Origin of the sequence: Campylobacter sp. CH186 (genome assembly GCF_004378925.1) — a bacterium.
GTDB lineage: Bacteria > Campylobacterota > Campylobacteria > Campylobacterales > Campylobacteraceae > Campylobacter_D > Campylobacter_D jejuni.
In genome coordinates, this window is the sequence record NZ_RYYB01000005.1 from 100,800 (window position 1) to 114,657 (window position 13,858).

12 protein-coding genes are annotated in these 13,858 nt (G+C 29.6%); 4 read left to right on the plus strand and 8 right to left on the minus strand.

What is annotated here, in order from left to right:
• Positions 1-14: 14 nt before the first annotated feature.
• The 7 genes from ELQ09_RS05975 to ELQ09_RS06005 all read right to left on the minus strand — a co-directional run bounded on the left by ELQ09_RS05975 (position 15) and on the right by ELQ09_RS06005 (position 8,207).
• Positions 15-662, minus strand: a complete 648-nt coding sequence (locus ELQ09_RS05975; RefSeq protein WP_070209868.1) for a M48 family metallopeptidase — start codon at positions 660-662, stop codon at positions 15-17.
• Positions 638-1,954, minus strand: coding sequence for an MATE family efflux transporter (locus ELQ09_RS05980; RefSeq protein ID WP_134263834.1), 1,317 nt, complete (start codon positions 1,952-1,954; stop codon positions 638-640). Before ELQ09_RS05980 ends, ELQ09_RS05975 begins: the two co-directional genes overlap by 25 nt.
• Before the next feature lie 2 nt (positions 1,955-1,956).
• Positions 1,957-4,395: a hypothetical protein gene (locus tag ELQ09_RS05985; RefSeq protein WP_134263835.1), complete on the minus strand. Its 2,439-nt coding sequence runs from the start codon at positions 4,393-4,395 to the stop codon at positions 1,957-1,959.
• Between the two features lie 70 nt (positions 4,396-4,465).
• Positions 4,466-5,206, minus strand: a complete 741-nt coding sequence (gene pstB, locus ELQ09_RS05990; protein WP_002776307.1) for a phosphate ABC transporter ATP-binding protein PstB — start codon at positions 5,204-5,206, stop codon at positions 4,466-4,468.
• Positions 5,203-6,291: a phosphate ABC transporter permease PstA gene (pstA, locus tag ELQ09_RS05995; RefSeq protein WP_134239937.1), complete on the minus strand. Its 1,089-nt coding sequence runs from the start codon at positions 6,289-6,291 to the stop codon at positions 5,203-5,205. The genes pstB and pstA overlap by 4 nt, the downstream gene beginning before the upstream one ends.
• The gene (gene pstC, locus ELQ09_RS06000; RefSeq protein ID WP_070316937.1) at positions 6,288-7,202 is read right to left on the minus strand and encodes a phosphate ABC transporter permease subunit PstC; all 915 of its coding nucleotides are present in this window, start codon (positions 7,200-7,202) and stop codon (positions 6,288-6,290) included. Before pstC ends, pstA begins: the two co-directional genes overlap by 4 nt.
• A gap of 9 nt (positions 7,203-7,211) precedes the next feature.
• On the minus strand, positions 7,212-8,207 hold the full coding sequence (locus tag ELQ09_RS06005; protein ID WP_070316936.1) for a substrate-binding domain-containing protein: 996 nt from the start codon (positions 8,205-8,207) through the stop codon (positions 7,212-7,214).
• A gap of 180 nt (positions 8,208-8,387) precedes the next feature.
• Between ELQ09_RS06005 and ctf the strand changes: the two genes are divergently transcribed.
• The 4 genes from ctf to ELQ09_RS06025 are packed head-to-tail and all read left to right on the plus strand — an operon-like array spanning position 8,388 to position 12,486.
• The gene (gene ctf / locus ELQ09_RS06010) at positions 8,388-8,891 is read left to right on the plus strand and encodes a non-heme ferritin (protein ID WP_002852256.1); all 504 of its coding nucleotides are present in this window, start codon (positions 8,388-8,390) and stop codon (positions 8,889-8,891) included.
• Between the two features lie 42 nt (positions 8,892-8,933).
• Positions 8,934-10,310 (plus strand): MBOAT family protein, encoded by a 1,377-nt coding sequence (locus tag ELQ09_RS06015; RefSeq protein WP_096702997.1) that lies wholly within the window; start codon positions 8,934-8,936, stop codon positions 10,308-10,310.
• Positions 10,311-11,321, plus strand: a complete 1,011-nt coding sequence (locus ELQ09_RS06020; protein ID WP_096702999.1) for a GDSL-type esterase/lipase family protein — start codon at positions 10,311-10,313, stop codon at positions 11,319-11,321.
• Positions 11,308-12,486: an SGNH/GDSL hydrolase family protein gene (locus tag ELQ09_RS06025; RefSeq protein WP_088303731.1), complete on the plus strand. Its 1,179-nt coding sequence runs from the start codon at positions 11,308-11,310 to the stop codon at positions 12,484-12,486. Before ELQ09_RS06020 ends, ELQ09_RS06025 begins: the two co-directional genes overlap by 14 nt.
• Position 12,487: 1 nt before the next feature.
• On the opposite strand, the gene ELQ09_RS06030 is transcribed toward ELQ09_RS06025, so the two are convergent.
• A complete protein-coding gene (locus tag ELQ09_RS06030) occupies positions 12,488-13,858 on the minus strand; it encodes a TolC family protein (RefSeq protein WP_134263836.1) in 1,371 nt (456 codons plus the stop codon).

Below are 13,858 nucleotides of genomic sequence, written 5' to 3' on the forward strand. Positions count from 1 at the left end.
TAAATATAACATTTTTAACTTAAAAATTCTTTCTCTCTTTGTCTAAAATCGCTCATAAAATGCTCCATAAAAGCGTAAAATTCTTTGCTGTGATTAGGGAATTTTAAGTGGCTTATTTCATGCAAAATCACATATTCAATAGCCCTTAAACTCTTTTGAATGAGTTTTAAATTTAAATTGATATAGGCTTTATTATGATTACAAGAACCCCAACGCGTTTTCATATTTTTAATGCTTAAGTGTGTGTAAAATAAACCTGTTTTTTGACTCCATTTTTTAAGATAAAAAGTAAAAATCTTTTTGGCATTTTGTCTTAAAAATAAATCTAATTTTGCTTCATTTTGACAAAGAATTTTATCTTTATCAAAATAAGTTTTTTTAGCATTTTCATCAAAAATAATTTTATATTTTTTAGCTAAAAAGATTAACTCATCATCTTTTAAGGCTTTTTTTTCAAATCTTTTTTTTGCCTCATTTATCCAAGGGTTTGATTTATCTAAAAACTCATAAACACTTTTAAAGGTGCAAAAATAAGGAATGCTAAGAACAAACTCACCCCTTTCATTGAGCCTTAATCTTAAAGTTTTTATGCGTTTTTTAGAATAAAAATAGCATTCATCTTTATAAATAAATGATTTTAAACTAGAGCTTTGCCTTGCCATTTTTTACTTTTCCATCTGTATGAATTTACCATTCCACGCAAAAACTCATCTGCACAAAATCCTATCCAAACCCCTAAAATTCCAAGATTAAAATAAAAACAAAGCACATAACCCACAGGCAAAGATACCCCCATCATAAAAACAAGTCCGCTAAAAAATGGAAACTTAGCATCGCCACTTGCACGCAAGGAATTAACCATAACTATATTAAAAGTTCGTGAAATTTCAAGAAAGATTGAAAGAACAAATAAAGGTATCATTAAATTTTTTAACTCTTCTTTAAGCCTTAAAATTTGCATAGTAAAATCTTGACAAAGATAATTCAAAAGTGCCACTAAAGCACTCGCTATCACACTAAAATATAAAGCACGCCAAGTGTGTTTATAAGCGATATTTATATATCTAGCACCGACTAATTTACCTACTATAATTTCATTAGCTATGCTCGTAGCTTGTCCTATAAGCATGATAAGCATTGAAATTTGAAAATAAATCGTTTGCACACTCAAACTCGCCTCGCCTAAGCTTGCTACAAAAGCAAAAGCTATAGTGTATTGAACTATCCACAAAAGATTTTCTCCTGCTGAAAACCCACCTATATTTAAAACCTTTTTTAATACCTCTTTTTCAAGTTTTATCATTTCTTTGATTTTAAGATGAATTTTAAGTTTATAAAAAAGTATCACAAGTAAAGCCACTATAGCAACAATACGGGCAAAAATATTACTAAGCCCTACTCCAAAAAGTTCTGATTTTGTATAATGCAAAACATAATAATTTCCACAAATCACCACTATATCCATCAAAAAGCCTATAAGCATAACCCAATAAGCCATATTATAAACCCTTACAATAGCCGCTAAAACAATTCCTATGGCATCAAAAAACAAACAAATTGCAAGCATGTTTAAATAAATTTCACTATCTTTAAGTAGTTCTTGTGGGATTTTTAAAAGATAAAGCAAATACTCCCCATGCCATAAAATAAGCGCGCCACACACAAAACCTAAAAGTGCATTTAAAAACAAACTTTGATGAATCACTTTTCTTGCTAAAACATGATCTTTTGCACCAATAGCCTGAGCTATCACCACACTACAACCCACACTTAAAAATGAAAAAATAGTGATAAAAAGATCTAAAATTTGATTTCCAGCCCCCATAGCACCCACAAGAAAATTAGAATAATGCGACACCATAGCAGTATTGATAATCACAGTTAAATATTTAGAAAGCAAATCCCAAAATATAGGAATACTAAGTCTTGTTAAAGAAAGTTGTTTTTTTGCCATGATCATTCTTTTAAAAAGCCGTATTCATAAATTTTTGGCTCTAACTTTTTAGCTAAAATTTTTAAATTTGCATTTAAATCACTCAGTAAAGCTTTATAATGCTCGTCTTTTGCTTGGCTAGGAAGCTTCATCCTGCCTTTTTCATCCCTGCCTTGAAAAAATTCTTTGATATCATAAAGCGAAGCATTGGCTAGATAGTTTTTATCTTCACTATGAGTATGATAATACTTAAAAAGTTCTTTTCCAGCTTTTAAAAGTTCATTTGCTTGGGGGCTAAATTCTATCTTGGCTAACTCATCGCCAAAAAGCGAGTTTTCATCTTTTATATTGCCCTTTATAAATTTATACATAAAATCACTCTTAAAAGCTTCTTTTGTGATACCTAGTTCTTTTTCGCTAAAAGGTATGAAATGATTTATCCCCTCTTTTGCACTTATGCGATTTTTACCATGAAAAAGCATAAAAGATAAACAATCGCTTTTAAACTCATTATCATTTTTATATAAATCATTAGGATACAAAAATTGATCATTATGATTTATATAAGTATGCTCTATTATATGACGCACTGAGAAATATATAGCTATATTAATGATATTTTCATTGATATCTTGAAAAATTAAATGCACATTTCTTTTTTTATTTAAAATTGCAATATGATTATTTTGTTGAAAATCAGGTGCATCAGCCATTAATACACCTATATTATTGCCATCTTTTTTATTAAATGTTCTAAGCCATTTATTGATACTTTCTTTTTTATCATTATAAAAATACTTCACTCCTAAGAAATTTCCATTTTCATTAAATACATCAAGTTTTATTTTTTTAATTTCTTCTTTTTTACTCATATCCCATATCAAAAATCCTATAGGAAAATTTCCTTTTACATTATCAAAGGTATTAGCAGGCACCATAAAGCCTTTTAAAAATTTAGCCTTAAAATTCTCTCTAAATTTTATAAAATTGGTAGAATTTACATATTTTAAAGTCGAAAAACTAGCCATTAAACAATCTTCTATCTCACAATAAATTCTGATAAAAAATTGTGCAAAAAGTTCATTATTTGCTTTTCCTAAAATATCTTTGTATTTTTCACAAATTTTATTTTCTCTTGCTACTTTACTTTTATGATTTCCAGTACCACTAGCAGTTTTTGAATTGCTAGCTTCCGCATAAGGTGGATTGATAAAAATTATTAGTTTTTTGCGTTTGTTTTCATCTTTTAAAATCTCTTGTAAATTTAAAGGTAATTTTGATTTTTGGATGATTTTACCCTTATCATCTACCTCATCAAAAAATTCATCATTTAAAAAGTCAAACTCAAAAATATGATTTTCAAATAAATTCGCACCATTTTTTATACGCTCATGTATCACATCTGTATCGGCTTTATCAAGAGTAGAACAAAAGATATTTTTTGCATTGGTAAAATTGGCCAGTAAATTTCCTGTTCCACCCGCTAAATCCCATATATAATACTCCTCTTCATAATCCTCCCCAAAAGTTTTAGAAAGATACTCACAAGCCTTATCCACCCAAATTCTTGGAGTAAAAAAGGCTCCTTTTCGCTCTCTTATATCTTGATCTACAAGCAAATCTCTACGCTTTATAATATAATCCCAAAATTCTTTTCTTGGAGGACGCTCGTAAATCGCCCAAAATCCATGATGGGCTTTTTGATTATCTTTAAAAGAAGTGCGTTCGTTGATGATAGAACCTAAATCACTTTTTGTTTTATTAAACTCATAATAATCTTTTTTAAGAATGGCAAATAAATTTTGACTGATGGTTTCATTTTCATTTGAAAGCAAATCAGCCAAATAAAAATCAGCATCTATAATCCCGCTTTCTTTAGCCAAATTCCAATCAATACTGATAGTATCTTTAACCATTTTATTCCATTTATGATAAATACTTACAAAATTATTTTTATCGATTTTAAATTTGTTTATATTTTCACTCGTAAGATTTTTTTTTATGAAATTTTTTAATTCTTCATCATTTTTTTCATAATAAAAAATTTGCGCTGTATTTAAAATGCTATCTAGATCTTTTAGAAGTTTTAAAAACTGCTCACTTTTATGATTGCTAGGTGTTACGCTAAAGTCTATATCGCTTTGATAAAAAATTTCTTGCAAGGAAGAAAAAGGTAAAAAGGCTATCTTTTCAGCGTCAAAAGCACAAAGCAAATTTGGAGTTTGCTCTGTATAAAATTTATATTTTCCTATGGTAAGTACAAGCTGGACAAAAGACTTTTTAAGCTCGCTTTTTCCTTGTTTGACTTCAGCCCAAAGTAAATTAACTTCGCCCAAAAGTTTTAAATTTTGAGTGATACAAAAATCAATCTTAGTGCCTATATAATTAAACTTAGAAAAATACAAATCCTTAATCTTACTTTTTAAAGGCTCTTCGCTAAGTTTTAAAAGTGTTTCAAACAAAACTATATCCTTATGAAATTTTTTTCAAGGATATAATTTTAATACAAAGATACTTGTTTTTCTATAAATCTCACCCAAAAGCACCGCTTAAGTAAGCTTTGGTTTTTTCTTGTTTTGGATTTTCAAAAAATTCTTTACTTTCACCAAATTCTATAAGCTCACCTAGGTGAAAAAATGCAGTATAATCGGCCACGCGTTTACCTTGTTGCATATTATGCGTAACCATGATCATAGAAAGATTATGACTTAGCTCTTTTAAGAGCTCTTCTATAACACCTGAGCTAATAGGATCAAGTGCGGAAGTTGGCTCATCTAAAAGCAAGAGCTTAGGTTTTATTGCTAAAGCTCTTGCGATACAAAGGCGTTGTTGTTGTCCGCCTGAAAGAGCTAGAGCATTTTGCTTTAATTTATCTTTAACCTCTTCAAAAAGTCCTACTTTTTGCAAACAATCCACCACCAAAGCTTCTTCTTCATCTTTATTTTTAATCATACCATGAAGTTTTGGTGCATAAGAGATATTTTCATAAATGCTTTTTACAAAAACATTAGGTTGTTGAAAAACCATGCCTACATTTTTACGCAAAGCTACTACATCTTGATTTTTAACATCTTTTCCTTCAATTTCTACCAAACCATCGATTTTTGCGATTTTATCATTCATTCTGTTAAAACAACGCAAAAAAGTGGATTTACCGCATCCTGAAGCACCGATGAGTGCGGTAATTTTGTTTTGTTCTATTTGCATATTGATATCAAATAAAGCTTGTTTTTTTCCATAAAATAAATTTAAATTTGTTGTTTTTGCTATCACTTTAATTTTCCTTGAAAATATTTTCTTAATAATATCGCACTAAGATTTAACACGACTAAAAGTCCTAAAAGCACAATAATACCCGCTGCTGTTCTTTCTAAAAATGCACGCTCTGGCATAGCCGACCATGAGTAAATTTGAGCAGGCAAAACGCTAGTTGGATCAAAAATCGAACTAGCTACATCAGGGATAAATGCTATCATACCGATAATCATCAAAGGTGCAGTCTCTCCTATAGCCCCAGCTAAAGTCAAAATAGAACCTGTTAAAATCATAGGCATAGCTAAAGGTAACATAATCCCTTTTACCATTTGAACCTTTGTCATGCCTAAGGCATAAGCGGCATTTTTCATGTTAATGTCCACACTTTTTAAAGCCGCTTTGGTTGAAACAATGATAATAGGTAAACTCATAATAGCCAAAGTAAGCCCACCCACTAAAGCACTTGAGCGAGGCATTCCAAAAAGATTGATAAACACTCCAAGTCCTAAAAGTCCAAACAAGATACTTGGAATACTTGCAAGGTTATTAATACACACTTCTATAAAATGTGTAAATAAATTTTGCGGTGCAAATTCTTCTAAGTAAATTGCCGCTGCAACGCCTATAGGAACACTCACAACCATACAAACAAGCATAACAAGCAAAGTCCCTACAACTGAAGATAAAATTCCTGAATTTTCAGGAGATTTTGAGTCCCCATTTAAAAAGAAATTGCTATTAAATTTAAGCTCTATCTCGCCTTTTTGCACAAGATCATCAACTAAAGCTCTTTGTTTTTCACTAAGGCGATTATATTTTTGCTTCATATATTGATCCACTTCTGAATTTGCCAAAAGCCAAGTTTTTTCAGTGATTTGCCCTGTTCTTATCTTTCTTTGCTCAGCGCGAGATAAAAGATCATAAGCAGGAGAATTTCTATTAGCCTCTACAAAAATATAAGTTTGCTTAAAAGATCCAATTCCAAGATAACCCACACTCCCTAAAAAGATACAAAGAAAAATTAAATTAATATAAAGCCCCATTTTACAAAGTCTTTTAAAAGACTTTGAAGCTTTTTGTCTTTTTTTAAAAAGTTTTTTCATAAATTTTTCCTTTTGTGAAAGCGATTGATAAGATAAACACTAAACATATTGATGATTAAAGTGATGATAAAAAGCACTAAACCTAAAGAAAAAGCACTTAAAGCTAAAGAACTATCAAAAGCTTGATCTCCGCTTAAAGCTTCTACGATTTTTACCGTTACCGTTGTCATATCTTCTAAAAAATTTAAAGTTAAATTTGGACGCAAAGAAGCTGCCATTACCACTATCATGGTTTCACCTAAGGCTCTTGAAAGTCCTAAAAGACAAGCTGCAACTATACCAGGAATAGCCTCAGGTAAAATCACAGCAAAAACCACTTCTTTTTTTGTCATACCTAAAGCATAAGCACCATTAATCCTTTTCTCACTTACTGCTTCAATACAATCTTGAGATAAAGAAGCCACTATAGGTACTATCATGATCCCCATGATAAAACCTGCGCCTAAAGCACTTTGAAAACTTGCTTGTATGCCAAATAAAGAAAAAAACCACACTATAAAAGGTGCTACAACTATAGCCGCAAAAAATCCAAAAACAACAGTAGGAATCCCTGCAATGATTTCTAAAATAGGTTTTAAGTAATTTTTAGATTTTTTACCAGCAAAAACACCTAAATATATAGCACACATAACCCCTAAAGGTAAAGCCGTTAGCATAGCAATCAATGAAATATAAAAAGTTCCCCAAAAAAGCGATAGTGCCCCAAAAACACCTTGTTTGCTCATACCATCTGCATTCATAAAAGCTGCATCAGCTGCCCACTGACTTGAGAATAAAAAGGTAACAACGCTTTCTTTTTGAAAGAATTTTAAAGCTTCAATTAAAATCGTAAGCATGATAGCAAAACTTACTATCACGCTTACAAAAGCACATAAAAAAAGTGCAAATTTGATTATTTTTTCTTTTAACAAAGTTTTTCCTTAAAAAACTTTTCCAGCTTTTACAAGCTCATCATTTAAAATTTTTCTATCTTCTATATGTTTTTGAGAAGCTTTTAACTTATCATTATTTAAAGGGATAAGTCCTATTTTTTCAAGCTCTCCACCACTTTTTGCCAAATCATCACTCATATAAATTTTTGCAAATTCAAAGGCTTCTTTTGGATTTTTCTTAGCATTGATATAAATAAACAAACTTCTTGCGAGTTCGTATTTTTCATCTGCGATGCTTTCTTCGCTTGGCGTAACACCATCGATATTAGCAGCATTGATTTTGTCTGAATTGCTCACTAAAAAGCTATAACCAAAAATTCCAAAAGCATCCTTATCAATAGTAAGTTTTGAAACGATTAGATTATCATTTTCGCCACTTGGGATATAAGCACCATCTTGGCGTATGGTTTTATACTCGCCTTTATACTCAGGAATTTTTTTAGACACATCACTCATTACAAGCTCTTCTATAGTATCTCTTGTTCCTGAACTTGATGGTGGGCCATAAACACTAATTTTACGATTTGGTAAATTTTTATTGATTTGATTCCAGTTTGTATAAGGATTTGGTATAAGTTTTCCATTTTGTGGAATTTCTTTTGCTAATGCTAAGAAAAGTTCTTTTTTTGTGATATTTAATGGAGCATTGGTTTTATTTTGGGCTAAAACTATACCATCATAACCTATCATAATCCCTACTATATCAGTTACTCCTGCTTTTTTGCAAGTTTCAAATTCGCTTAATTTCATAGGTCTTGAAGCATTAGAAATATCAGTAGTTCCTTCGCAAAATACCTTAAATCCACCCCCTGTTCCCAAGCTCTCTACTATAGGAGTTTTGGTATTTTTAATCGAAGCGTATTCTTCAGCTACAAAAGAAGTAAAAGGATACACAGTCGATGAACCTGCGATTTTTAAATCTGCTGCATTTAAAGTACCACAAAGTGCAAGACTTGCCACACTTAAAGATAGAATTTTTTTCATTTTTTCTCCTTAACTTTAAAAAAGTAATGGAAGTTTAAAAAAACTTGGAAACATTTTGGAAACATTTTTTATTTTGTATTTTTCTTAAATATAATTTTTAACTATCAAAAAATTTAGCTTGTTTTTAAAAAAATAATATATCATTATAAAACATTATTAAATTTTAATAAGGAGATAAGAATGCTTTCTAAAGAAGTTGTAAAATTACTCAATGAACAAATAAACAAAGAAATGTATGCAGCAAACTTATATCTTAGTATGAGTTCTTGGTGCTATGAAAACAGTCTTGATGGAGCTGGAGCCTTCTTGTTTGCACATGCAAGCGAAGAAAGCGATCATGCTAAAAAGCTTATCACTTATCTTAATGAGACAGATTCTCATGTAGAGCTTCAAGAAGTAAAACAGCCTGAACAAAATTTCAAATCCTTGCTTGATGTTTTTGAAAAAACCTATGAACATGAGCAATTTATCACAAAATCAATCAATACTTTAGTTGAACACATGCTAACACATAAAGATTATTCTACTTTTAATTTCTTACAATGGTATGTAAGCGAACAACACGAAGAAGAAGCACTTTTCCGCGGTATAGTTGACAAGATTAAGTTAATCGGAGAACACGGAAATGGACTTTATTTAGCTGATCAATACATCAAAAATATTGCATTAAGCAGAAAAAAATAATCTTTGCCCTACTATGGGCAAATCTCGCTTTGGATTGAAGGTATGACTTATTTTTCTCTAGAATTTAGTATTTTAATGATAGCTTTTTTTGCTATTTATTGGACTTTTAAAAATGATTACAAAATACAAAATATTTTAATTTTAATTTTCTCTTATATTATTTATATTTTAATCAATCCTTATTTCGCCTTGGTTTTATTTATATATACCTTTTTTATACACTATTTTGCCTTGCTAATTTTTGTGCGTCGCAAGCGTTATATTTTCGCTACTTGCATGGCTTTTATTATTTTGAATTTATGTTTTTTTAAATACTTTCCTAGCATCAAAGGAAGTGTTGATGAGATATTAAATTTTTTCGGTTTAGAATTTTTAAATATTGATTTAGTATTACCAATAGGGATTAGTTTTTATACCTTTACTTCTATTACTTATCTTGTAGAAGTTTATCAAAAACGGCGTTTAGAAAGTTTTTTAAATTTAGCAACCTTCTTATCATTTTTTCCAACACTACTTTCAGGGCCTATTATGCGAAGTTCTTTTTTCTTTGAACAGGCCTATCAAAAACGCGAATTTAAACATGCAAATTTAATCATCATCTTGCTTGTTTTTGGTATAGTTAAAAAAGTTTTAATAGCCAATTACCTTGGAATTTATGCTAAAAGTATTTTAGACTTTCCACAATCTTATAATTTCATACAACTTTTAAGCGCAATTTACGCCTACGCGATTCAAATATACTGCGATTTTAGCGGATATGTTGATTTAGTTTGTGCTTTTGCTTTAATGTTAGGTTTTACCCTTCCACCTAACTTTAACATGCCTTATCTTGCAAAAAACCTAAAAGATTTTTGGGCTAGATGGCATATCAGTCTTTCAGCCTTTATAAGAGATTATATCTATATACCTTTAGGGGGCAATAGAAAAGGAATGCCACGCACTATAGTTAACATACTCATCGCTTTTATACTTTCAGGTATGTGGCATGGCAATACACTTGCTTTTATTGTTTGGGGTTTATTGCATGGTATTGGCATAGTTTTTATACATTTGCTAGCTTTAAGCAAATTTAGTTTAAAAAAAATTCCAGCTTTAGGAAGATTTTTAACCTTTCAATTTGTATGTTTTACTTGGATTTTCTTTTATTATAGCAAAAATCTAGAAGATGCAATAGAATATTTTAAAGCTTGTTATTATAATTTCTTCCAAATTCCATCTTATAACGATATTTATATGTTGGTTGCTTTTGGGGTTCTTTTTATGATCTATCCTTTATTTATTAATTTTAAAGAATATTGCATTAAGATTTTAAATCTTACTCCATTTTTGCTAAAACCTTTTATCATAGCTTTTATTTTACTTTTGGTTTTTGCTTTTATGCCAGATGGAATTCCTGATTTTATTTATTCGAGTTTTTAGATGAGTGTAGTTAGATTTTTCTTCATTTTGATTATAGTGCTTGGCTTGGTTGTTGTAGTTATGAATCAGAGTATTAGCTCTTATATAGAACAAAAATATCACTTTGCATTCTATCCTCATAATGATCTTTTAAAAGAAGCCAATGGCTTCAAAATTAAATTAGAACAAATTCGTGCAATTTTAAGCAACGAACCCTTGCCTCAAACCAATGAAGAAACTACAAATCAAGAAAGTAAATCAACAGATGAAAACTTAAGTAAAATAGATAAAGTTCTAAACACTTTAGAAAATGATGAAAACACTTCTCATAAAGAAACAAATCCAACCTTAATCCAAGATGCAAATATTAGTTTTATCGACAATACCAAATTAGAACTACAAAATGGAGATGAGTTTTTATTTATCGGAGATTCTTTAATGCAAGGTGTTGCAATAGCCTTAAATAGAGATTTAAGAAATTTAAATCTTAAGGTAACCGATCTTAGTAAACAAAATACAGGCCTTTCTTATAAATCCTATTTTGACTGGTCAAAAGCCACCAATGAAGCTTTTGTTAAAAACTCAAATATTAAATATCTTGTTGTTCTTCTTGGCGCTAATGATCCTTGGGATATTAAAAAAGGAGGAAATTACCATCGTTTTGGCTCCCCTTCTTGGATAGATATTTATACAAATCGTGTAGATGAAATCATTAAAATCGCTAAAAAACATAAAGCCAAAGTTTTTTGGTTTGAAATCCCTCCTGTAAAAAAAGAAGATTTGAACAAAAAAATACAAGTGCTCAATAAAATTTACAGCGATGAAATTCTTAAAAATAAAGAAATTTTTATCAACACTAAGCTATTTTTTAGTGTCAATGATGAATACTCAGCTTATATAAAAGATGAAAACAATAGAAGTATAAAAGTAAGAACAGATGATGGGGTTCATTTTACTCCAAGTGGCGCAAGAGAAATGTCTAAACTTTTATTAGAACACATAAAACTTAAGGAAGAAAATGCTAGTAAATAAATTTAAAATTATCTTATTGTTTTTTATTATTTTTACTAGCTCTTATGCACAAAATTTAAATACAAATGACACAATAGATTCCATGCTCAATCAAAACAAAAATCACTCTGCTTTAACAAGTTATGTATTAAAAAAAGATCTTAAAAATCTAGAAAAAAAATTAGAAAAAAATCAAAACATAGGAATTAGAATTTATGGAGATTCTCATATGGCGGCTGATTTCTTTCCGCGTGTCATAAGAGGATATTTAATCCGATCTAACTCTATAGGTTTTGCCTATCCTCTACAGCCCAAATATCAACAAAATCTTAATCTTGTTTATTCTTATAAAAACTTTGAAATTTTAAACTCAAGAAATCCTGCTAATACTGGACATAATTTTCCACTAGGTGGGATAATAGCCAAAGCAAAAATCAAAGGCGCAAAAATCAACCTTGATACAACCTTAGATAAAAAAAAATTCAAGATAGGATTTTTATTTAAAGCCAAGCAAAATACCAATGCTTTTAGCATCAAAGATGCAAAAAACCAAAGCTATGAGTTAAGAACTACACAAATTAACAAATGGTCTTATAAAGAACTAGAACTTGATCTTCCTTTGCAAATTTCAGCTTTACAAAAGGATGCTGAACTAGGAGGATATTTCATCACAAATAAAAATAATAATGTTTTCTTAGATACCATTGCAATCAATGGTGCCAAAAGTGATTTATGGCTCTCTTGGAATCAAGCAGTTGTAAAAAAAGAACTAGGACTTTTACACAATGATTTGATTATTCTTGCCTATGGTTCTAATGATGCACTCTTTAAAGGGTTTGAAAAACAAAAATTCAAAAATAATTTAAAAAAATGGATTAGCATTTTAAAAACTTACAATAAAAACGCTGTTATCATGCTAATCTCTCCACCAACAGTAGTTCAAAAACAAGGTAAAAACTACAAGCTTGCTCCTGATTTTTTTACTATACGCAAAGCATTATATGAAGTTGCTAAAGAAGAAAAAACTCTTATTTTTGATATGCATCAGTTTATGCAAGATAGCGGAGGAAAAAACAAATGGATAGAGCAAAAGCTTTCGCTCAATGATGTACATCTTACTATAAAAGGCTATGAGCTGATGGCTAAAAAATTACTCGAGGATTTAAAAAATATCATCGATTATTAAATTAATACTTAGGAAATTCTAAGCTTTCATCATTAAAACTTAAAGCTGTGATTTGATAGTAAGAATTAATGGTTTTTAAAAGATTAAATCTAGCTCTTAAAAATTCTTGCTGGGTAGATTTTAAAGTATTGTTTGCATCCAAATAATCTTTTAATTCACTTTTTCCTAAAATATATTTTTCATAATACGCCTTAGTGATAAGCTCTTGTTTAATGTTAATACTTTGCAAATTTTGCAAAAGTAAGGTGTTACTTTGATAATCTTTATAATTCAATGCAAATTCATTCATCGCACTTTGGAAGGCTTGCTCATAAGAAATTAAAAGTTGCTCATAGGTAAATTGAGAAATTTTGATATTTTGCTTTACTCTACCATAATCTAAGAAAGGTAAAGAAATCTTAACATTACCACTTAAAATTTCAAATTTAAAACTATCATCAATTTTTTTATCACTCCCACTTAATGCTCCACCTAAAGAAATACTAGGCAAAATAGATTTTTGTATGGAAGAATAATCCTTAAAGGCTGATTTTAAGCTATTGAGTTTAGATCTCACATCTGCACGGTACGCTAAAGCTTTTAAAGGTATATTAAAATCAGGACTTAAGGTTTTAAAATCATTTAAAGATAAAGTTTTAAAATACTCTATGTAAGCAAAACCTTCTTGCTTTGCTAATAAATCTTGTAAATTTTTTATGAGTAAATTACGATTTTGATCATTGCTTAATAAATTTTGTTTAGCTCTTAATAAGCTTTGTTCTATGTTTAAAAGATCTAATTCTTCTATTTTTCCAAGCTTGTATTTATAACTATAAAGCTCTTTCATTTGTTCTAAATTTGAAAGATAAGCTCGAAGCAATTTATCTACATCGTTAAAATAAGCCAGCTCAAAAACATCATTTAAAGCTGTATTGATCATGCTTATTTTTAAATTTTCAAGATCATAAGCACTTGCTTTTGCACTAAATTCACTCGCACTTGCACTATCTCTTAATTTTCCATAAATATCAAGCTCATAGCTTAAATTTAAAGAATGATTGAAATTTTTACTTTGTTTGCCTGAATTTAAATCTTTATCTCCACCAAAACCCAAATTTCCACTTAAAGTCGGATATAAATCATAATCAATCAAATCGGCTCTAGACAAAGCTGAAAGCAAAGTTTTTCTAGCAATATTAATATCGCTATTATTCAATAAAACAAAATTTAGAAATTCATTTAATTTTGCATTATCATAGGATTTATACCAATCATAAGTAAGATTTAAATCTTTCATTTGTTCTTGGGTTAAATCAACTTCTTTAGGCAAGCTAAGTTTTGCACCACAAGCACTCAAAAAAAATGCTAAAAAAATGCTAAGTATTATTTTCAT

Excerpts from the sequence above, each read along its gene's own strand:
- ELQ09_RS06005 (WP_070316936.1), bottom strand. The coding sequence starts at position 8,207 with ATGAAAAAAATTCTATCTTTAAGTGTGGCAAGTCTTGCACTTTGTGGT.
- pstA (WP_134239937.1), bottom strand. The coding sequence starts at position 6,291 with ATGAAAAAACTTTTTAAAAAAAGACAAAAAGCTTCAAAGTCTTTTAAA.
- ELQ09_RS06025 (WP_088303731.1), top strand. The coding sequence starts at position 11,308 with ATGCTAGTAAATAAATTTAAAATTATCTTATTGTTTTTTATTATTTTT.
- ELQ09_RS06020 (WP_096702999.1), top strand. The coding sequence starts at position 10,311 with ATGAGTGTAGTTAGATTTTTCTTCATTTTGATTATAGTGCTTGGCTTG.
- ELQ09_RS06030 (WP_134263836.1), bottom strand. The coding sequence starts at position 13,858 with ATGAAAATAATACTTAGCATTTTTTTAGCATTTTTTTTGAGTGCTTGT.
- ELQ09_RS05975 (WP_070209868.1), bottom strand. The coding sequence starts at position 662 with ATGGCAAGGCAAAGCTCTAGTTTAAAATCATTTATTTATAAAGATGAA.
- ctf (WP_002852256.1), top strand. The coding sequence starts at position 8,388 with ATGCTTTCTAAAGAAGTTGTAAAATTACTCAATGAACAAATAAACAAA.
- ELQ09_RS05980 (WP_134263834.1), bottom strand. The coding sequence starts at position 1,954 with ATGGCAAAAAAACAACTTTCTTTAACAAGACTTAGTATTCCTATATTT.
- ELQ09_RS06015 (WP_096702997.1), top strand. The coding sequence starts at position 8,934 with ATGACTTATTTTTCTCTAGAATTTAGTATTTTAATGATAGCTTTTTTT.